Raw genomic sequence first — 20,833 nt, 5'->3', positions numbered from 1 at the left:
TTTTGGGCGCTGCAGGATTACGATGGTTGGGAACGGATGCTTCTGCTGAAGCGTATCCCTTCATAGGGAGAAAGAGATCAATGAAACGCTGCGTTTCGCCTTTCCTGGCGCTTGCTCTGCTGATTACCTCGGGCTGCCGCATTCAAGTCGATAAATCCAAAGATGGTGAAGACAAGAACGTCAAGATCGACACGCCGATGGGCGGACTGCATGTGAAGACCAACGACATGACCGCTGCCGATGTTGGGTTGCCGGTGTATCCGGGAGCAAAGATCGTACCGGACCATGACAATGACAAGGCAGCCGATGTCCATTTGGGATTTGGGAAATGGCAGTTACGGGTGAAGGTCGTCAACTACCAGACACCAGATTCGCAGGATCAGGTGCTGACCTTCTATCGCAAGTCGCTCGGACGCTACGGCGATGTAATTGAATGCGACCACAACACTCCAGTTGGCACACCAACATCTACACGAGAGGGCCTGACCTGCGGAGACACAAATAAGAACGTCCATGTTGACGAAGGTGACGACTTGAGCCTGCGCGCCGGTTCCAAACATCATCAGCACCTCGTCGGCTTCAAGAAGGGTGGCGGCGGCAATACGAAGTTCGCGCTGGTGGAGTTGCAATTGCCTGACGCCGTCGAAGAGAACGACTCAGCCGATAGCCAGTAGTACTGCGGTAGCGTTGCGTTCCCTTGTCCGGTGCGATAGGGTCAAAGATATGGACTTGTCCTGCCACCGCTGCGGCACAACTCTGGCTACACCCGAGATCTTTTGCCCGCATTGCGGAGCACCGCAGCTACGCTTCGAACCTTCTGACGAACAGCAGCCCTATCAGGCCCAAGGAAACGGGAGCACGCGCGCGGGAAATCAGCTCATCGCGTGGCGGCCTGCCGTTCAGGCAGCTCTCATTGTGGCGCTGCCGGTAGGCATACTTAGTTCGCTGTTTGACTTCGGCATTCTCTGGGTGTTAGCTGGCGGATTTTGCGCCATTGCTCTCTATCAGCGTAAAGCGGCACCCATCCTCAGTCCGGGAGCCGGGTGGCGCATCGGCATGCTGGTAGGCATGCTGGCTGCTTTTCTATCCACGCTTGTGGATGGTTTGAGCATGGTAGTCGAACGCTACGGTCTGCATCACGGTGCGTCCATCGATCAAAAGCTGATTGCACTTACACAGCAGATGACCGACCAGATGGTGCATCAGAACCCCGAGGCAGCGCAGCAAATCCCCTGGTTTATTCACTTCTGGCTTTCACCTGACGGGCATGCAGCAGTTGTCCTGTTCATGTCTTCATTTGCGGCGATCATGATGATCGCGTTTTCCTCGATTGGCGGGGTACTTGGCGCCCGCGTGCTGGGAGCGCGCAAGCGGGTCTCCCTTCATTCGTAATGATCAAACATAAAGCCCTGCTTGCCGCGCAGTGCTGGCGCCTCGTATCATCCCGCAAGAGCCTCTACTTATGACAGACACACAGACAGTCTCCAAACCGGTGCTTCGCGAGAAGGGCCGCATCATGTCCGCCTCAGAGATTGAGCGGACGCTGGTCCGGCTCGCCCACGAGATCATCGAGAAGAACAATGGCAGTGCAAATCTGGGCCTTGTCGGAGTGCAGCGGCGCGGTGTCCCTCTCGCTCAACGCCTGGCTAGTTTGATCGGCAACATCGAAAAGCACCCTGTCGATATTGGCACTCTCGATATCAGCTTTTACCGCGACGATCTCTCGACCAAAGATATTCGCCCGGTGGTGAATCCGGGCGATCTGGGTTTTGATGTCAATGGACGTGACGTCGTCCTCGTCGATGATGTTCTTTATACCGGACGCACTGTGCGCGCCGCGCTCGATGCACTGTTCGATCATGGCCGACCGCGCCGCGTGCAACTCCTTGCGTTGATCGATCGTGGACATCGCGAGCTGCCTATCGAGGCCACCTTTGTGGGAAGAACGGTTCAGACCAGCAGCGGCGAAATTATCGAGGTTAAGCTGCGCGAAATTGATAAGGATGAGCAGGTGTTGATCGTCGAACGTGTGGATTAGATAGGCGAGCGTTGCTTCAAATCGCGTACACTGACTATCAGCAATACAGCAAGACTTCTGCACGACTCATGTTCCCAACTGATCCGCATGCCGAAATCGCCAGCTAAGCCGCGCCAAACGACCGCAACCAGCACGCCACAAACTCTTTCACATCATCCAGGATCGGTTCTTTCTGTTGCTGATCTGAGTCTGGACGATGTCTCTTCGATACTTAAGGCTGCATCAACGCTTGAGAGCGAAGATCCCTTAAAGCGCATGAAGCATCTCTTCAAGCGCCGCGTGTCGTTGCTCTTCTACGAATCGAGCACGCGTACGAGAACGTCGTTTGAATTGGCGGCCAAACAGCTTGGCGCGGACACTGTGCTGGTGAGTGCCCTTTCATCCAGCATTGAAAAGGGCGAGTCGCTCAAGGACACAGGCATCACGCTGCGCGCGCTTGGCGCTGAGTGCGTCATTCTGCGCCATCCCTCGTCCGGAGCGCCATATATGCTTTCGCGAGCTACAGGCCTTCCGGTACTGAATGCAGGCGACGGCATGCACGAGCACCCATCGCAGGCGCTGCTAGATCTGCGCACCATCCTGAGTCGCCTACGGGGGACGAAGACCACGCCTGTTTCTGAAATAACGCTCAAGGGCGTGACTATCACGATCTGCGGTGATATCTTCCATAGCCGCGTGGCTCGTTCAAATATGTTGATGCTGCCCCGCCTGGGCGCACGCGTGCTTCTCTCTGGACCACAGGCCTTGCTACCCGAAGCGTCTGCTTCTGCTGGCCCCGGCATCACCATCGAGCGTGATTTCGATAAAGCACTGAAACAATCTCAGATTGTCATGATGCTCCGCATTCAGGCGGAGCGCCTGGCTGGATTGAATGTAGATCTTGATGAATACAAGCTGCGCTATCAGGCAAACTCAGAGCGCATTACAGCGCATGCGCCAAATGCTTTGATCCTGCATCCCGGCCCGATGATTCGTGGCCTCGAAATAACGAGTGAGGTTGCCGATGGCCCGCAATCGGCGATCGCCGAGCAGGTGAGGCACGGCGTTTCGGTTCGTATGGCTCTGCTGGTGCGCGCGCTCACGTCGAAAACATCGGGTCAGGCAACGAAAGGAAAGCGCAAATGAAGTCGATTCTCATTCGCGGAGGCCGCGTTGTTGATCCATCGTCGGGCGTCGACGCTGACCGTGATGTGCTGCTGAAGGATGGCCGGGTCGCCGCGGTGGATGCGCCGGGCAAGCTAAATGCCTCGACGAAACAAGAAGCTGCTGAAATAGTCGACGCACAGGGACTCGTCGTTGCACCGGGACTGGTTGATATTCATGTGCATCTGCGCGAGCCGGGACAAGGCTACAAAGAGACGATCACATCTGGCACAGCGGCGGCAGCGGCGGGCGGTTTCACTGCAGTCTGCGCCATGCCAAATACGGTTCCCGTAAATGACTCTCCGGAGACGACGCGCTGGATGCAATCTCCGGAGCGGGGCGCGCAGATTCGTGTCTTTCCGATCGCTGCTGCCACGCGTGGCAGCATGGGTGAGGCGCTGACCGAGTATGGCGCGCTTAAGGCAGCAGGCGCTGTCGGAGTCACTGATGACGGCAAGCCGATCCTCGGCGAAGCAATCATGCGCCAGACGCTTGCGGCAGCAGCCCGTGCCGGTCTTCCTGTGATCCAACACGCCGAAGATACGCGCATGACTGCAGGCTGCTCGATGAATGCAGGAGCACTGGCCTTCCGTCTCGGTTTGCGCGGTATGCCGGTAGAGGCCGAGTCGAGCCTCGTCGAGCGCGATATCCGGTTGCTTGCCGAGATGAAGAACGGTCGCGCGCATCTGCACGTGGCACATTTGTCTACAGCAAAGGCGTTGGAAGCGGTCAAGAGCGCACGTCGCAATGGTCTGCACGTTACCTGCGAAGTCGCTCCGCATCATTTCGTGCTCAATGAAGAGGCGGTCGCGGAATATAACACGCACGCCAAGATGAATCCCCCGCTGCGATCGGAAGCCGACCGCGAGGCAATGCTGGAAGGCATTATCGAAGGCGCAGTAGATTCGATCGCCACAGACCACGCGCCTCACGCCGCGCACGAAAAAGAGCAGGAATTCGAGCGTGCGCCGAATGGGATCACGGGCCTTGAAACCGCTCTTGGGCTGACAATGGCTGTGTTGCATGGCAAACATAAACTGCCGTTGAGCCGCATCATTTCTCTGTTAAGTACACAACCTGCCGCCGTACTGAATCTAAAGGGGCGCGGCAGCCTTGCTGTGGGTTCTTTTGCGGACGTCGTGATCTTCGATCCAAAGAAGCAATGGACCTTCCATGCCTCGGCATCGAAATCGAAGTCGAAAAATACGCCCTTTGATGGCTGGACGATGCTGGGCGCGGTCTCGGTAACGATCAGCGAGGGGCGCATCGTCTATAGCGGTTGAGATGTGTCTCTAATAATTCTCGCTTTCAGCTGAAGTGGATTTCGAGCCACATCCTTAGATCGCATTGACCCTCTCTTCTCAGCTAAAGCTTGATCTTGCTGGGATCGAAGTTGGGTTTGGGATATTTCATCTTCAGCTTGCCGATCGCGTTTACAAGAATCTCTGAGATAGCTACATTGCGATACCACTTGTGATCGGCCGGAATGATGAACCACGGCGCATGCTTACGGCTGGTGTTCTCAATTGCATCCTGATACGCCTTCACATACTGCGGCCAGAACCCACGCTCTGCAAAATCTGCTTCGCTGACTTTCCATTGCTTATCTTTGTCAGCCAGGCGCTCGGCGAGACGGCGCGTCTGCTCTTCGCGGCTGATGTGCAGAAAGAATTTCAGGACGGTAACGTTATTTTCTGCAAGTGTCTTTTCGAAATTGACGATCTGCTGGAAGCGTTCTTTCACCAGCTTGTCTGAAACCTGTTTGTGTACGCGTGTTACCAGAACGTCTTCGTAATGCGAACGGTTAAAGATGCCGATGGTTCCGTACTGCGGAACATTGCGATGTGCCCGCCACAGAAAGTCGTGGCGCAGTTCTAGAGGCGTAGGAACTTTGAAGGGAGTTACATTGCACGCCTGCGGGTTGACGCCGGTAAAGATGTGGCGAATGGTGCCGTCTTTTCCTGCTGTGTCCATGCCCTGAAGGACAATCAGCACGGCATGTTTGCAATCAGCCGTGAGCAGTTCCTGCAACTCGTCGAGCTTCTGACGATGCTGCTCCAGATCGGCTGCAGCTTCTTCCTTGTTTCGATAGCGTCCGGTATCTGCGGTGGGAAAGTGAGAGAGCTTTACTTTTTGATGAGGCTTAACCAAATACGGGCTTGAGACGAGCCGTCCAGCCATGCCTTCTCCCGGAATCGCTGCTCAGAGGAGAAGAGTGGTCTGAACGGCGCAATTCCTCAACTATTTCGTCTGCGGCGTCACTTCGTTTTTCGTTACGGTTTCCTGCTTCGGAGCTTCGGTATTGCTGCCGCCCTTGATGCCATCCTTGAAGCCACGCAGTCCTTCACCGAGACCTTTGCCAAGCTCAGGGAGCTTGCGCGGTCCGAAGATCAGCAGCGCGATGACGAGAATGATGAGTAAATGCGTCGGTGTAAACAGATTATCGAGCATAGTGGGATATCTCCCGGCACGCGCGCGGGAATTTCCTCCGTTTCAATTATTGTCGCACAGAGCAACCTCCCGACGCGAAACTCTGTGTTCAGCAGATCATTAATTTGCGAGTGGATGTGAAGCATCCAGGCGCTTCTGTGCCATTTCGGCAAAATTCGCCAGGCTTTCGGAGGCGCCGATCGTCAGCCGGCGATGCACCTTCAGCAACGGATAGATTCGCGAACCGCCAATTTCCAATGTCGGGACCGCGAACTTAGCTCCGGGATACTCGCTCATCGTCCACTCGGCGGAATAGCGTCGACGAAAAACTTCGCCAAAGTAGCTGCCCCACAACTTTGTGAGCCATTCAAGCTCTGCTTCCGGCACGGAAGGGAGCGCGCTCAGGATGCTATCCAACGCATCGACGGAGGCGGCGGTGTAATCCAGTTTCTTGCCGTATTCGGTGGCAGCGACTCGTACAGCTTCCGCTGCATATGCCTGCATCATGGCGTCGAGTGACTCGAAGCTTGTATTTGCGAGTTGTTCTCTTGCTGTCATTCCACTTCTTAATCGGCGTTCCTTCCGAATGAAATGGCGCCCTCCCATCTGACAGAATAGCGCCTCGCCATGTATCTTTAAACTTTACGGGAAGTCTAAAGGAATGTTCCGCTGCCCGGATTTGTGGAGGTCTTTTTCTGTTGAGAAGCACGCGTTTTTCCTGTCTGGCCTTTTTTGCAGTCGCCATTCTATTTTTTTGCGCCAGCTGTCGCGCGCAGTCTCAAGCCCAAGCCCAGTCTCAGAGCACGCCGCCGCCACCTGCCGCTCCCAGCAGCGCGCTTGCGGGAGTGAAATACGACTATCGCTGGGAGCTTTACGGGGGCCTCGCTTATTCGCACTTTAACGCGGGTCCAAATCTTTTGCAGGGCGCAAATCTAGGCGGATTTGATGCCCAAGTCGCGCGCTTCCTGACTCCGCGATGGGCTGTAGCGGGGAATGTGCGCGGCTACTATGGAACCTCCGGCGTCGTGCCCAATCCCTATGGCATCGAGGGACCTTTCGTAAGTGAACATATGTTCCTGGTCGGTCCGGAATTTCGTGGCCCCAGCAATGAGCATGCCTCCATGCTGTTCCACGCTCTCGTTGGGGGCGCTTATGGGAACTTCGAGCATGCGATTGGGAACGTGCCGCCAGGCGCACTCGGTTTGTTCAGCAATCAATTCGCCTTTGGAAGCGCCTTTGGCGGATCGATCGATCTAAACCGCTCGCCCCGCCTCGTCTTCCGTATTTCACCGGATGCAACGTTCACGGACTTCGGCAGCGCGGGTCTTAAGGATCAATTTGCCATCTCGGTTGGCCTTGTTTATCGGATGGGCAAAGGTCTTAAGTAATCGAGATCCATAAGTAAGCGTAAGAAAAGGCTGGACCAGCTTCGCGCTTCCGGCCTTTTCCTACGCCGCAAAATGCACTGTTCGTCGCTGGAAACGCATGCTTCAACCAAATTTTGTGCCGCTTTATCCCTCGCATCCTCTCTGCCGCGAACGAATCTGATACACCAAGGAAACAGCACATGGAAAATGCCTAGGTTAGGAAATGCAGGGTCTAACAGCTTCGGTTACTGGGCTCAGATGGGGGACGTCTATTGCGATTCCTGCCAAGAGATTTTCTGGAATCTAGCTGCGGTTGGAACTTACACAGGAAGAACTGGCAGCGCTAAACGTCACAGCCCAAGGATGCGGCTTTCCGGCTAGTGGTATTCGCCAGAAATGATGGGTATGCTTAGTCTCTGATATCAAGAAGTCCAGATTTGGACATGGTTGTTCGAATCCGGACAATTGCGCGTACTTTCTTTGGCGAAAGCCGAACAGAATCATTTGCTTTTTCTGCTTCTCACTGGCCCATCGGTTGCTAACAGTTGTTGACTAGAACAAGTCTACAGGTGACAAAGGCTACACCTTTCCTATGAAGCGGTTTGGTTGCTTCCAGCTTGACGCAGCAAACGAGTGTCTGTGGTGCGACGGAAAGCAGGTCCCGCTCGCGCCCAAGCCTTTCGCCGTGTTGCGTTACCTGGTGGAGAATCCGAAGCGCCTGGTCACGCATGATGAATTACTCGATGCGTTGTGGCCGGAGACGTTTGTGCAGCCCCAGGTTCTTCGCACCTATGTTCTTGAATTGCGCAAATTGCTGGGCGACGACCCGGACGAACCGCAGTACATTCAGACTGTTCCCAAACGCGGTTACCGCTTTGTCGCCAAAGTCACAGCGATCAAGCAGCAGGCTCCGGAATCTTCCGGTTCGGTTCAACGAATTGTGGGGCGCGATTCCGAACTCGCCAGACTCGACGTCGATCTTGAACATGCGACTAACGGAAATCGGAAGCTGATCTTCCTGACTGGAGATGCCGGTTGCGGGAAAACAGCGCTCATCGATGCGTTCTGCGCCCGCGCGTGCAGCGACGACGGAGCCCGCATGGTCCGAGGCCAGAGCGTGGAGGGATTTGGCGGCAAAGAGCCCTTCTATCCGGTGCGTGAGGCACTCAGCCAACTCAATGAGAACGAAAAAACAAGCGAGTTTCTCAGCCGGAAGCTGCCGGGATGGTTCGGAAAGAATGCGGAAAACGGAGCAAAGATACCGGCGCTCGGGGAGATCTGTGAAGTCGTGGAGACTCTCGCACAGGGCGAGCCGCTTTTGCTGGTGCTCGAAGATCTGCACTGGGCCGACGCGTCCACACTCGACCTGCTTTCCGCCCTTGCGCGCCGGCGCGGCAGCCAGCAACTGATGATCCTAGCCAGCTATCGACCGGCAGAGATTGATGGACAGCATCCGCTACCAGGATTGAAAGAAGATCTCTCAACGCGGCGTCTTTGCTGCGAGATTGTCCTCGGCCCGCTGAATCGTAAAGCCGTTTCTGACTACCTGCAGCAACAGCTCAACAGCAATTCCCTTCCCGGAGGCCTGGCCAGTTTTGTTCATCAGCATTCCGAGGGGAATCCGCTGTTCATGACGGCAACCTTCGAGCATCTGCAAAGTCAAAGCCTTTTGCTCTCAAAGGCGGGTAAATGGCACTTCGCCATACCTCTGTCCGAGATCGAGCTGGGAATTCCCGACGGTCTCCTGGGAATGATTGACTTGCAATTGGGACGACTCAACGACAGGGAGCGCCGCCTGCTCGAGGCGGGCAGCATCGTCGGGGCTATTTTCCCTGCCTGGACTGCAGCCGCCGCACTCAAGGAAGATGTTCTGGATCTGGAAGATGAATATGCTTCGCTCGCCCGCCGGACACGGCTGCTGAATGCCGCCGGACAAGACGAGCTTCCAGATGGGACCCGCTCCACGTTCTACGTCTTCGCACACGGACTTTTCCGCGAGGCGCTCTACACACGGCAGCCAGCGGCGCGCCGTGCTGAACGCCATCGCAGGGTGGCAGAACGGCTTAAGTCTCTGTTTGCAGGAAGTGAGGCGAGCATCGCCCTAGAACTCGCGCAACACTATGAAGCCGCCGGTTCCTGGAAAGAGGCCATAGAAGCTCTCCGCCTCGCTGCGGACACTGCTGCCACGCGGGACGCAGACAATGCTGCGCACGAGTTGTTGAAGCGTGCGCTGGATTTAAGCGAGAACCTGCGGCCTGACGAGCGCAAGTCGGTGGAACGCAATCTTATCAGCCAGATGAAGAAATTTTCTGAATACCAGCCTGCACGGCTGGCCTAATACCGTCGTAGGCTGCGTATCTGACGGCGCAGCGTGGCAATTTCGCGGCGGGTGCTACGAAAAACCGGCACAATGTAGGAGCGGGACATCCGCGGCAATTCGTGAAACATCGTAATCAGCAAGTTCAGCTGATCTTTCTTGGTTGCCAGGTCCCTTTCCAGAGCCGCAAGTACCTGACTTCGCTCCGGGGTCTGAGCGTTTAGCATTATGTAATGGTAACCATATGAGAGCCGCATTGTCACCCCGGGGGAAGGTCGATTATGCGCTAACCTGTTACGAATTGGGAACCAGGAATTGCGTTGTCCCACTTCGGATACGGCAGTAGCGCCCGTTGACACTTTGCAGTTGCCTGAAGTCTCGCCGTAGTGCAAGCCTAAGCTGAAATCATTACGACTGCAACTATTGCCAGCGCCATACCAAAGCTCTGGCTCCGTGTAGCCCGTTCTCGCAACAGCCACACCGCCAGCAAGATTGTGCCTGCCGGATATAGCGACGAGAGCACAGCGGCTACATCGAGCCGCCCCATGAGCGAAGACACGGTGTAAAGCAGGTTTCCCGAGGTGTCCAGAAGGCCAGCCGTCGCAGCGAGCGGAATAATGGCGGCCCATCTTACCCCTGAAACTTTTGGGCGGCGACGCAAGAACGTCCATATCCCCAAAGCCAGGGCACAACCGACCGATCCGACGCGAGAGAAGGTAAGCGCCCACAGCGCGCTGTCTCTTCCAGCTATGTGAAGAAATAGAAGTAATAACCCAAAACAAACGCCAGCAAGCACACCCAGCCCCAACCCGTGAGGATGTGCTTCGGTTCCAGGCGCATAGGCAATCAGCCAGATGGCGACCCCGGCCACGGCGAATCCAGCCAGTTTGAGCAGGGAAGGACGGGCCTCGGTAAAGAATGACACGAGAACAGGAACAGCAGCCGCCAAGACGCCTGACAGAGCCGCTACCAGCCCCATTGAGCCGAGCGAAAGTCCGCGGTAGAGCGCCAGCAGACCGACGCCGCCAGCCAGACCGGCGATTAATCCAAAAACCACAGTATGCCGTGTGGGCAAACCGCTGGGATGTATAGCCAAGGCCGCCAGCAATGCCAGCAGGCCAAGTCCGTGGGCAATCATCAGGACAATTGCAGGAGTTGTACGACGGGTGACGATACCGCCGCAAAAGTCCGAGGTACCCCACACGACAGCTGCCAACAATGCCAGGGCGGAAGCCTCTCCGCCCCCAGTCATCATTGCCGCATGGAGGCGGACGGATAGTACCCGTCTTTCGCCGTCACTTCAAGGTTCGGGACTTCGACATTCACTGTGATTTTGTGGAATCGATCGCTCATGACGCCGGCCCGTGTGTAATAGCCGAGCGTATATGCAGAACGCACTGAATCGGTAATCTTGGCGAAACTCGTCTGGATGCCGTTCTCAGAGAATTGCGATTCCAGCGCGCCGCCGGTGGCCAGCGCGTATTTCGGCATGATGTTGTCACGCATCGTGGGCAACAGCGGGATATGCCATTTGTCCAGATAGCCGACTCCCCACATTGCCGAGTCACCTACCAGCGTACCGTAGACCGAAATATTATTCGTGAGCAGATAGCGAACTACTTCCTTGTAGGAAGCTTTGCTGCCTGACTCCTTGCCATCGCTGATGACATAGAGCACTTTGCGGCGTTCTTTTGGCTGTTGCGCCAGTACCTTGGCTGCGGCGAGAATCGCGTCGTTCAGCGGATGAATTTCCTTAGGAATCACGATGAAGCCCGCGTTGCCACGCTGGGGAGAGAGATTCGGATCCACTTGCTTACCGTTGATCGTCATCCCGTTATCCAGAGGACCGCCCGGTGAAACCACACCCATATCCCGTCCAGAGGATTTTGCCTTCTCGAAAGCTGCCGGCAGCCGGGCACCCTGTGCGCCAGTGAAATCCGACACCATGCTTGTCCCGCTGTTGTAGGCGAAAATTGCCACCGTGTCGGCTGGAGTGAAGGCTCCGGTAACCGCTGACAGGCTCTGGTTCACCTTGGCCATCACATCGGAAGGCAGGCTCTGGTCGATGACAAAAGCAGTCGATATCGGTCGCGGATCTACAGAGAAAAACGCAATCCGTTGCCGCACACCGTCTTCAAATATCTTGAATTGCCGCCAGGTCAGACCAGCCACAAGCTGATGCTTCTTATCACGCACGGTCACGGGCACATCGACATAGGTGATCCCCGTACGAATGAGGAAGGCCCCCGAATCACCCGCCTTCGGAATCTCAGGTGACTCCTGCTGCGGCGTATTGTCCTGCTGCGGCGTGGGCTGAGCATCCGACGAAGACGATGTCTGTGACGGCGGCGGCGCGGTAGGTGGAGGCGTTGCCTGAACGGCATCCGGGCTAGTTGCCTTGCCCGGCGCTACTTGATTTCTCAGGCCGGAAAGATCACCGGCAGCTTGCGGCGCTGGAGCATCCGGAATGCTCTGCTGTTGCTGCTGGAATCCCCCCAGCATAAAAAAGGCCAGCGCTACTGCCAAGGCACCTTGCATCACTTAAAAGACCCCCGCCAACTTAGTACGTCAACCTGCCGTCTGGCGCGAGCGGCAGTATGAATACACGGCATTTAGATGCTCCAAACCCCCATTTCGTAATCAGATTCATTGATCACGGAACATGAATCGGAGCTACCCTAAGACTAACAGATACAAACCAAGGGTATATCTGGGCTACGCGGATTGACATTTAGCATCGATTCTTCGTCCAATGACTGGAACATCAGACATGCGCCTTCACCCATCACTTCTCGTTCTGCTGCTGATCGCCGTCACTTCGCTTGCACTTTCAGCCCAAGAAGCGCCATCTCCTGACGCCTCCCCTGTCAGCACTGCGCCCGACACAACTGCTCGAGAAAACAACCCGGTTACGACTCTGAAGGTCAACGTCAATCTCGTCAGTCTCTACTTCACAGTCCACGATAAGCGTGGTGCACTCATTCCCAATCTGACGAAAGATGATTGCAGCATCGTCGAAGACAAAGAGCCGCAGAAGATCAAGAACTTCAACGCTGAAACCGATCTGCCCCTGACCCTTGGCATCATGCTCGATACCAGCGGCAGCCAGCAGAATGTTTTGCCTATGGAACAGCAGACAGGAAGCGCCTTCGTAAAGCGCATCCTGCGGTCGAAAGACGAGGCTTTCCTTGTCTCTTTCGACGTGCAGGTGAGCCTGTTGCAGGATTTCACCAGCAACCCGCGACTGATCGAGCGCGGCATGGATGAAGCGCAAATCAACGTTGGCGGCGGTGGCGGAGGTGTGCCTGGAATCGGCCAGGGACCAGTGCCAGTGCAGGGCGCGCCGAAGGGCACACTGCTTTACGACGCGGTCTATGAAGCCTCGAACGACAAGATGCGCACGGAGACGGGGCGCAAGGCTTTCATCCTGCTAACCGACGGTGAAGACCAGGGAAGCACGCACAAAATCACCGATGCCATTGAAGCTGCCCAAAAGGCCAACGCGATCATCTACGTTCTGCTCATCGCCGACCGCGGCTTCTACTCCGGCTACGGATACGGCCTGAGCCTCGGATACACCGGCGCATCGGCAATGAAAAAGATGGCCGACGAAACCGGTGGACGCATGATCGACGTCGGCAACAACGGCAAGAAAATGGAAGCGGCCTTTCAGCAGATTGAAGACGAACTGCGGACACAGTACCTCGCCAGCTACACGCCGACCAACAACAAACTCGACGGCAGCTATCGCAAGCTGGATGTTTCCTGCAAAGGCGATGGCCTGAAGGTGCAGACCCGCAAAGGCTATTACGCCATCGGTTCGACTGAGGACAGTCAGGGCCAGTAGCAGGCAGCTTCATGGCCCTCCCTCTGCGTTCGCTAGTGTGTTTCGAATCGCAAATGGGGCCAACGTAACGATATGCTTTGATCAGAAGTATGAAACTAGCCATTCGCAACAACACACTTAAGCATCGTTTCGAAGTAGATGTCAGCGCAAGAACTGCGTTCCTGAACTATCGTGTCAGCGAAAATGTCATTACATTCACCCACACCGAAGTTCCATCTTCCCTGAATGGGCGTGGAATTGGTACGGCCCTGGCTAGAGTTGCCCTCGAATATGCGATCGAGCATGGCCTCAGAGTGATCCCGCAGTGTTCTTTCGTCGCGGACTTCGTCAGAACCCATCCGCAGTATCAAGCAGCCCTGGCAATTACGATCGAGATTCCGGGCCCTACGCAGTAATCACTTTTCCTTCGAAATACGAAGTATTGGCCATGTGGCATGCTGCAGCGGCGTGATGTCCAAAGACAACATCCTCTACAACAGGTTTGCGTGTCCGCACGGCGTCAAAGAAGTTCGTGAGATGAGGCTTGACATCATCCCATGAAGGACCGCGCCACATGGTTATATCGGGCAGGGCGTATTTTTCCAATTCTGCGTCATGCTCGGTGTGCCACTGTTTCTCATACGCTGCGCGCATTGCCGCAGGAAATCCATTCAGCCCATAACTCGGTGAAGTGTCGAGGCCCGACTGCGGAATAAACGTCAGCGAACTGTTTGAGAGTTCAATAATGCCCTTCTGCCCCATCAAGCGGGTGACTTCAGGCGTTTCCGTCTGCAGGGTCAAGCGGACTGTAACGGGGATCTGTCCATAGGTGAACGTAGTCACCTGCAGATCGGGCATGTTGCGCCCATCCTTCCAGCGAAAGATGCCCCCCACAGACAACGCCTTGTCGGGAATCGCATTGATGCTGGCCGTAAACTGCGTTCCACTCAACAGGTGCACCATCAAGTCGCCAGCCATGCCTGTTCCGAATTCGCGCAGACGACGCCAGCGCGCAAACGTCTCCGGATCAAATGGGCGCTTTGGCACGCTATCGAGCCACGTGTCCCAGTCGAGAGTCTGGGGAGAAACATCGGAAGGCCAGGGGTACTGCCATGCTCCGCTCGGTGAGTTGCGTCCCAGCTGCAGCTCCACCTGTGTCAACTGGCCAATTGCGCCGCCGTCATAGAGTTCTTTGGCCTTGCCAAAAAGCAACGAGCTGACACGTTGCGAGCCGACTTGCACAAAATTTTTGGACTGCTTTACTGCGCGGATCATCTCCTCGCCCTCGGCAATCGAGTGCGACATGGGCTTCTCGACATAGACATCTTTTCCCGCGCTCAAAGCGTCAACCGTGATCTTCTTGTGCCAATGGTCAGGGACGGCGACGATGACGCATTCGATATTTTTATCGTCGAGAATCTCCTGATAGCGGCGCATCGTCTTGACAGCGGGTCCAGCAATCTCGCGCGCCAGCGTGTGTCGTCCATCGTAGAGATCGCATGCGGCTACACATTCGGCTTGAGGTAAAGTCACGGCGCTACGCAGAAGCGTCGAGCCTTGAATTCCAATGCCAATGCTGGCAAAGCGAACACGATCGCCGTCACTCGAAGCCTGTCCCCTTGCTACGTGCTCCTGCGAAAGCGCCATTTGCTTCCCCGAAACCATTGACCCGACCGCAGCCCCACTTCCAACCTGCAGAAACTTCCTGCGCGAAAACTCCGTCATCTACACCCTCTTCTGGACCCGAAGATCACTATATAAAAGATAGTTACGGAGCATAGATTAAGCACGTACCAAAATGGAACTCACGGTTACGAATAGGACAGGCTCAGGGTGCAATGATGCTGTCGAGGAGTCGCAAAGTGCATGCGGAAGTAGACAAAGAGCCGATACCGCTCCGAGCGCTCCCGTTACTTTTGGATGCTTTACAAAGTTCTTAGCGCCACGACCGTCGCATTCGGATCGGGAGCAGTTGAGGGCACCTCGATCTCGATCTTCTGCTCTGACTGGTTGAATTTCAACGATTGCCCGGTTGCGAGCATGTGCGCCGAAATCACCTTTGGCTCGAACCCTTTTAGCTCTAACGTCGATGCTGGCCAATCGAAGATATGGACAAAAACGGTCTCACGCTTGACTGTCGTGCGAATCGCAGGGTTGCCCTGAATGGGCCCGTATGTCGTTCCGTAGATGGCTTCTCCATTGATGGCAAGCCAGTCGCCGATCGCGCGGAGCCGTTCCTGAAACTCGGGTTGAATGACTCCATCGGGCTGCGGGCCGACGTTGAGCAGGAAATTGCCGCCGCGGCTCGCGACCTCCACCAAGCCTCGAATGAGAAACTGAGCCGATTTGTAATCGTGATCGTGCATGTTGTAAGCCCAGGTATTGTTGATGGTCATACAGGTTTCCCATAATTGAAAGTCTTCTGGCTTGGGAATGCCTGCCTTCAATTCCTTCTGGACGTTTTGATCCACGGCAGAAAAGTGGACATCTTTGGTTGGAATCGCTTTGGGAATGAATTGCTCAGGGGTTACATAATCGCCGGGAACGCCGATGCGGTCATTGACCAGCGTTGCAGGCTGCAGGCTTCGAATCAGCTTGATAAAGCGCTCGCCATCGTATTTTTCCTGGTGATTCAAACCATCGAACCAGATCAAGGCAACCGGACCATACCTGGTCAGCAGCTCAGATAGCTGCAACTGCATGTAGTTGAGATAAATGGGCCACTCCGAACGCTGCGGCTCGCCGTTCCAATTGTCACGCGCAAGCTTTGAAGTGTCGCGGAAGTCGGGATGGTGCATATCAGGTGGAGAGTAGTAGAAACCGAGGTGCATGTTCCTTTTGTCTGCGGCCTCTGCGAGCATCTTCACAATGTCTTTGCCGTACGGCGCGTTTGTGATCTTGTAGTCCGTGTATGACGAATCGAACATGCAGAAGCCATCGTGGTGCTTGGTCGTAAAAACCATGTACTCCTGGCCTGCAGTCCGCGCGAGGTCAACGAATGCGTCCGGATCAAATTTTGTCGGGCTAAAGCGTTGCGGGAGGGCTCGGTAATCGGCCTCGCTGATGCCGCCGGGTGTAGGCCGCATAATCGGCCATGAGGCCTCGACGCTCGCGAGCGAGTACGGTCCCCAATGGATGAACATGCCGAATTTCGCATTGCGATACCAGGCGGTGCGCTCGTCTTCCTCGGTTGCTGCAAACGCAAAGTTCGGTACCAAAGGAAGCGAGGACGCAGCTAACGCGGTCTTTAGCAACTGGCGGCGATTCCAGATTTGAGCGCTCATGTCGTGTACACCCTAATGTGCCGTCGATTTTCTTGTCAAGCTAATGCTCGCACTCAAGAATCGGCGTATTAATGGAATTGATTATGACGCCACAACGAAAATCCCCTAGCGCAGATTCGACGCACAGTTGAAACATTTGAGCGCTTATTCATATAATCCCCCTGTCCTTGATTCCTGGGCAGAGGTAGATTCGTGTCGCGAAGGGTACGGGTTGCGTTGATCGCCGGCTCGATGTATGAGCCGCTCTATGGATCGCTGAGCGAATTCAGCACGGCGCGGTACGTTGCAGTGGAAGTCGGATTTCGAGGCGATCATCCGACACTCAACGCGCATCTTGCCTCGATGCGCGATACGGAATACGATCTGGTCTCCACGCATACAAAGTATGCGCCTTCGCAGGCACACCTTCTGGCGCCGTTGCAGAAACATATTCCGGAGAAGGACCTGGAGGATTTCTATCCCAAGCTGCTGGAGCTGGCAACGGTAGATGGCGAGCTTCTGGGGGTCCCCAGAAATATCGACGTACGTTTGTTGCACTATCGCACAGACTTGCTGGATGAACCGCCGCGGACATGGGATGCGCTATTCGAGGCGTCTCAAAAGCTCACAAGGCCGCCTGATTTTTATGGCTTTGCTTTTCCTGGTCAGGAGTCTGGACTATTTGGAACATTTTTCGAGCTGGTCGAAGCCGCAGGCGCTCACTTATTTCCTCAAAGCCAGATTCCGGACATCGTTAGTGATGGTGGCCGATGGGCTTTGGGACTGCTTCGGCACATGTATGCAGAGGGTATTGCTCCTTCGCAAGTCGTTGATTGGCACTACGACGAAGTACATCGCTCTTTTCGCGATGGGCATGTTGCGATGATCGGCGACTGGCCAGCATATTACCGCGCGCATCTCGATCCCAGCCAATCGCGGGTATTTGATCGCTTCTCAGTTGCGACTTATCCGATCGGGCCGTCGGGTTTCTCGAAAACTTATGGCGGATCTCACACGTTCGCGCTCACCCATCAGGGAGCTACAAATCCTGATGCCATCGACTTGCTTTGCTTTCTTACCGCGCCGGAAAGACAGTTGGAAGAAGCCTCACGCGGCAGTGTACCGGTTCGCCGTTCTGTGATGCGGCAGGTTCTTGAAAGGGCCTCAGAGAGTGAACTGCAGCGATGGCGCACTCTTGAATCTGTCATCGACCAATCGGTGCTCATCCCGCCAAAGATGAAGTGTTATCCAGAAATAGAAGCTGTTCTTTGGCGAACCTTACAGAAGGCCATCGTTGGCGAGATCAGTGAAGATGAAGCTTTGGCATCCATCGTGAGCCAGATTGCCAACATTGTCGAGGGCCGCACAAGTGGCTCATCGATTCCACGCCGCATGAAAGTAGCTAGCCTAAATGCTGATTAAAGCTGTTACTACTCGCGACGCGCGGTTTCAGCTCGAACCCGGAGCCGGTTCAGATGCTGTTCACTCGTCGCCGGAATACTCGTTTGCAGTGACCTACTTGACCCTCGATAGTGGATTGCGAGGCACCGGACTGGTACTGACGATGGGTGAAGGGAATGATCTTGTCTGCAGCGCAATCGAAAAGCTTGGGACACAGCTTATTGGCAGCGATATTGAAGAGTTGATGTCGAACTTTGGCGAGAGATTTCGAACGCTTGCGGACGATCCGCATTTGCGTTGGCTTGGGCCGCATAAGGGAGTCGTGCATCTTGCGCTTGCTTCGATTACGAATGCGTGCTTCGATCTTTGGGCCAAGACTCGCGGACAACCACTTTGGAACCTGCTGCTGAGTTTGTCGCCAAGTGAGGTTATAAATCTGCTTGACCTCAGCTATCTGGAAGACGTTCTAGATAGACAGACCGCATTGGAATTGCTTGTTGAGCAACAGCCAAGGCGCGAATCGCGCACAGGAATTCTTGAACGCGGATATCCGGGCTATGATACAAGCGTTGGCTGGTACCACTACGACGACGATCAGGTTCGTGAAAATGTGCAACGCAGTCTCGACCAGGGATTTGGCGCTTTCAAACTGAAGGTCGGCGGGTCTCTTCAACGTGATCTACAGCGGGCTCACGACCTGAGACGTATCGCAGGTCGAGCAGCAACGATCATGCTCGATGCGAATCAGCAATGGTCGCTGCCTGCTGCTGTTATTGCCTGCAAAGAACTGGCCAGCATGGACCCTTATTGGATTGAAGAGCCAACGCACCCTGATGACATCTTTGGGCACCAGCAATTGGCGCGAGAGATCGACCCGCTCTCGCTCGCTCTGGGCGAACATGTTCCGAACCGGGTTGTGTTCAAGAATTACCTGGAGGCGAAGTGTGTCAGATTCCTCCAGCCGGATTGCACTCGTCTTGGCGGTGTCAGCGAATTTCTGACCGTAAGCCTGTTGGCCAGGAAGTACGGAGTTCCTGTGGTTCCGCATGTCGGGGATATGGGACAGATTCATCAGCATCTCGTTCTTTTCAATCACATCGCGATGGGGCATCCAGAGGCATTCCTCGAGCATATTCCTCACCTTAACGGCCACTTTGTCTACCCTGCCGAGGTAAGCGGCGGGCGCTATCGAACACCGCAGGAGCCGGGAAGCAGCTCAGAACTCTGTGAATAGCAATCTCTTCGGCATCGCTTAGAATTTTTCTGACCATCGCAATGAGAATTCTTTTGGCAGCATGCTTATCGATGTTAGCGTTCGTGTCGGCCAGCGCACGGCAGGGCGGGCCCCACGATGGCCAGGGCAGCAATGGCTATGTTGGTTCTGAGAGCTGTTCCTCCTGTCACAACGACATTTACCGGCATTACATGCAGAGCGGTATGGGCAGATCAATGCTGCATATCACGCCATCTGTCGCCACACCGGCTTTTCTGCGAAGCCTTTCGATCCCATCCCACTCATTTGATGAGCGGAAGGATCGCCATTTTGACACCTTCATGCGAGATGGAAAGCTCTTTCAAAGCGAGTCCCAGACAGCAGCAGATGGCACAGACATTTTCCGTGACACGCACGAAATCGAATGGATGATCGGGGCGGGAATCAATGGATTTGGAGCCATTGTGCGGCGCGACGACTATCTTTTTCAGGCACCGCAATCTTTCTATTCGAAGCCTCGGATCTGGGGTCCATCACCAGGTTATGAACAGATCGATCTGGGTTTCAATCGCCCCATCCAGGCTGGTTGCATCTTCTGCCACAGTGGAAGGCCAAACCCGATAGCAGATACCAACGGACAATTCGCAAGCTCCCCTTTCTCAGAGATTGCTATAGGCTGCGAGAACTGCCATGGTCCGGGCGCGGAACACATTGCGACCATGAAAAGTGCGGGTGCAGCAAATATCACTTCGCTTCATATCGTGAATCCTGCACGGCTAAGCCCGTATCTGTCGGACAACATCTGCATGGCATGTCATCAGACGGGAGATGTGCGCGTACTGAAGCCGGGCAAGACATATCAGGATTTTCGTCCTGGCGAAGCTTTGGATAACACGCTCTCCATCCTGATGGTTCCACCGACGCGTAGCGCTCCGCCAGATGCCGATCACGTTGAGCATTACTACTCGATGACATTGAGCAAATGCTATAGGGAAAGTAGAGGTCGCTTAAGTTGTATCACCTGCCATGATCCTCATGTGGAACCAGCTCATGAAGAGGCCCCTGCATATTTCAACGGAAAATGCCTTAGCTGCCACACCGAACGAAGCTGCAGGCTCCCGTTGAACGCCCGTCAACAGACGAGGCCAGCCGACAACTGTATCGGCTGTCATATGCCGAAACGAGATATCGGAGTCATCTCTCATTCCAGTGCGACCAATCACCGCATTGTTGCTCGATCTGACGAGCCCTTTCCCGAGATTACTTTCCAGCAGACGCTGCCGTCGCTGCCCGACTTGCTTCATCTCAATCCAACGCCGGGACAAGAAAATGCGCTTCCTCCTTTGCTCACTCTGCTCGAAGCCTACGGTGAATTGGCAGCAAACCGTTCTGAATACGTTGCTCCATATCTCAAAGTGCTCGGCCAACTGGAGCAGTCACAGCCAGAGAACGCACTTGTACAGGCCGCGCTCGGCAGAAGAGAGTTGAAGAAAGGAAACCTCCAGGCTGCTGTAGATCATTTGAGGCACGCTCTGCAACTTGAGCCTCAGGCAACCACATTTGCGGATCTTTCCGAAGCGTTGTCAAAGCTGAATCAGATAGAGGAATCGCTCCCACCACTGGAGAGGGCAAGTCAGATGGACCCATTCGATCCTGTTATCCAAAAGACTCTGGTGGTGCGGCTTATCCAGTTGAAACAGTATGCGCGCGCGCAAACTGCCCTGGAGCATTATCTCCAAGTCTTCCCACAGGACTCCTTCATGCGGGAAATGCTGGCCCGAGCCAAAGGCGCATCAACACGATGAAGAGTTCTAGACTCCGAGATATCCAACTTT

The 20,833-nt window shown here is 55.1% G+C and carries 19 protein-coding genes; 12 read left to right on the top strand and 7 right to left on the bottom strand.

Annotated elements, in window-relative coordinates; genetic code table 11:
• Positions 1–80 precede the first annotated feature (80 nt).
• From H7849_RS23195 to H7849_RS23175, 5 genes are all read left to right on the top strand, one after another.
• Positions 81–674: a hypothetical protein gene (locus H7849_RS23195; protein WP_186742859.1), complete on the top strand. Its 594-nt coding sequence runs from the start codon at positions 81–83 to the stop codon at positions 672–674.
• A 55-nt stretch (positions 675–729) separates the two neighbouring features.
• Positions 730–1,392 carry a zinc ribbon domain-containing protein gene (locus H7849_RS23190; protein ID WP_186742858.1) on the top strand — a complete coding sequence of 221 codons (663 nt, stop codon included), beginning with the start codon at positions 730–732 and terminating at the stop codon, positions 1,390–1,392.
• A 70-nt stretch (positions 1,393–1,462) separates the two neighbouring features.
• On the top strand, positions 1,463–2,038 hold the full coding sequence (gene pyrR / locus H7849_RS23185; protein ID WP_285288913.1) for a bifunctional pyr operon transcriptional regulator/uracil phosphoribosyltransferase PyrR: 576 nt from the start codon (positions 1,463–1,465) through the stop codon (positions 2,036–2,038).
• Between the two features lie 87 nt (positions 2,039–2,125).
• Entirely contained in the window at positions 2,126–3,163 is a 1,038-nt protein-coding gene (locus H7849_RS23180) for an aspartate carbamoyltransferase catalytic subunit (protein WP_186742857.1), read from the top strand.
• Positions 3,160–4,464, top strand: a complete 1,305-nt coding sequence (locus H7849_RS23175) for a dihydroorotase (protein ID WP_186742856.1) — start codon at positions 3,160–3,162, stop codon at positions 4,462–4,464. The genes H7849_RS23180 and H7849_RS23175 overlap by 4 nt, the downstream gene beginning before the upstream one ends.
• 82 nt (positions 4,465–4,546) lie before the next feature.
• Here the strand turns inward: H7849_RS23175 and H7849_RS23170 are convergent, their stop codons facing one another.
• The 3 genes from H7849_RS23170 to H7849_RS23160 all read right to left on the bottom strand — a co-directional run bounded on the left by H7849_RS23170 (position 4,547) and on the right by H7849_RS23160 (position 6,169).
• Positions 4,547–5,362 carry a polyphosphate kinase 2 family protein gene (locus tag H7849_RS23170; RefSeq protein WP_186742855.1) on the bottom strand — a complete coding sequence of 272 codons (816 nt, stop codon included), beginning with the start codon at positions 5,360–5,362 and terminating at the stop codon, positions 4,547–4,549.
• 60 nt (positions 5,363–5,422) lie between these two features.
• Positions 5,423–5,632, bottom strand: a complete 210-nt coding sequence (gene tatA / locus H7849_RS23165) for a twin-arginine translocase TatA/TatE family subunit (protein WP_186742854.1) — start codon at positions 5,630–5,632, stop codon at positions 5,423–5,425.
• A 99-nt stretch (positions 5,633–5,731) separates the two neighbouring features.
• On the bottom strand, positions 5,732–6,169 hold the full coding sequence (locus H7849_RS23160) for a hypothetical protein (protein ID WP_186742853.1): 438 nt from the start codon (positions 6,167–6,169) through the stop codon (positions 5,732–5,734).
• Between the two features lie 140 nt (positions 6,170–6,309).
• Between H7849_RS23160 and H7849_RS23155 the strand changes: the two genes are divergently transcribed.
• Together H7849_RS23155 and H7849_RS23150 are read left to right on the top strand one after the other, a co-directional pair.
• Positions 6,310–6,999: a hypothetical protein gene (locus H7849_RS23155; RefSeq protein ID WP_186742852.1), complete on the top strand. Its 690-nt coding sequence runs from the start codon at positions 6,310–6,312 to the stop codon at positions 6,997–6,999.
• 571 nt (positions 7,000–7,570) lie between these two features.
• Positions 7,571–9,316, top strand: a complete 1,746-nt coding sequence (locus H7849_RS23150; protein ID WP_186742851.1) for an AAA family ATPase — start codon at positions 7,571–7,573, stop codon at positions 9,314–9,316.
• 373 nt (positions 9,317–9,689) lie between these two features.
• Here the strand turns inward: H7849_RS23150 and H7849_RS23145 are convergent, their stop codons facing one another.
• On the bottom strand, positions 9,690–10,550 hold the full coding sequence (locus H7849_RS23145) for a DMT family transporter (RefSeq protein ID WP_186742850.1): 861 nt from the start codon (positions 10,548–10,550) through the stop codon (positions 9,690–9,692).
• Positions 10,547–11,821, bottom strand: coding sequence for a VWA domain-containing protein (locus tag H7849_RS23140; protein ID WP_251106433.1), 1,275 nt, complete (start codon positions 11,819–11,821; stop codon positions 10,547–10,549). Before H7849_RS23140 ends, H7849_RS23145 begins: the two co-directional genes overlap by 4 nt.
• A gap of 244 nt (positions 11,822–12,065) precedes the next feature.
• Between H7849_RS23140 and H7849_RS23135 the strand changes: the two genes are divergently transcribed.
• Together H7849_RS23135 and H7849_RS23130 are read left to right on the top strand one after the other, a co-directional pair.
• Positions 12,066–13,142 (top strand): VWA domain-containing protein, encoded by a 1,077-nt coding sequence (locus H7849_RS23135; RefSeq protein ID WP_186742849.1) that lies wholly within the window; start codon positions 12,066–12,068, stop codon positions 13,140–13,142.
• A gap of 89 nt (positions 13,143–13,231) precedes the next feature.
• The gene (locus H7849_RS23130; protein ID WP_186742848.1) at positions 13,232–13,537 is read left to right on the top strand and encodes a GNAT family N-acetyltransferase; all 306 of its coding nucleotides are present in this window, start codon (positions 13,232–13,234) and stop codon (positions 13,535–13,537) included.
• Here H7849_RS23130 and H7849_RS23125 read toward each other — a convergent pair.
• Entirely contained in the window at positions 13,527–14,846 is a 1,320-nt protein-coding gene (locus H7849_RS23125; protein ID WP_186742847.1) for a Gfo/Idh/MocA family protein, read from the bottom strand. The genes H7849_RS23130 and H7849_RS23125 overlap by 11 nt on opposite strands.
• Positions 14,847–15,046: 200 nt before the next feature.
• Positions 15,047–16,405: an alpha-L-fucosidase gene (locus tag H7849_RS23120; RefSeq protein WP_186742846.1), complete on the bottom strand. Its 1,359-nt coding sequence runs from the start codon at positions 16,403–16,405 to the stop codon at positions 15,047–15,049.
• 192 nt (positions 16,406–16,597) lie between these two features.
• On the opposite strand from H7849_RS23120, the gene H7849_RS23115 reads away from it, so the two are divergent.
• From H7849_RS23115 to H7849_RS23105, 3 genes are all read left to right on the top strand, one after another.
• The gene (locus H7849_RS23115; RefSeq protein WP_186742845.1) at positions 16,598–17,806 is read left to right on the top strand and encodes an extracellular solute-binding protein; all 1,209 of its coding nucleotides are present in this window, start codon (positions 16,598–16,600) and stop codon (positions 17,804–17,806) included.
• Positions 17,796–19,019 carry an enolase C-terminal domain-like protein gene (locus H7849_RS23110; RefSeq protein WP_186742844.1) on the top strand — a complete coding sequence of 408 codons (1,224 nt, stop codon included), beginning with the start codon at positions 17,796–17,798 and terminating at the stop codon, positions 19,017–19,019. Before H7849_RS23115 ends, H7849_RS23110 begins: the two co-directional genes overlap by 11 nt.
• A gap of 71 nt (positions 19,020–19,090) precedes the next feature.
• Positions 19,091–20,803, top strand: coding sequence for a cytochrome c3 family protein (locus H7849_RS23105; RefSeq protein WP_186742843.1), 1,713 nt, complete (start codon positions 19,091–19,093; stop codon positions 20,801–20,803).
• The last annotated feature ends 30 nt before the right edge of the window (positions 20,804–20,833 follow it).

It is taken from the genome of Alloacidobacterium dinghuense (genome assembly GCF_014274465.1).
Lineage (GTDB): Bacteria > Acidobacteriota > Terriglobia > Terriglobales > Acidobacteriaceae > Alloacidobacterium > Alloacidobacterium dinghuense.
This window is presented reverse-complemented; position numbering and strand designations above follow the sequence as displayed.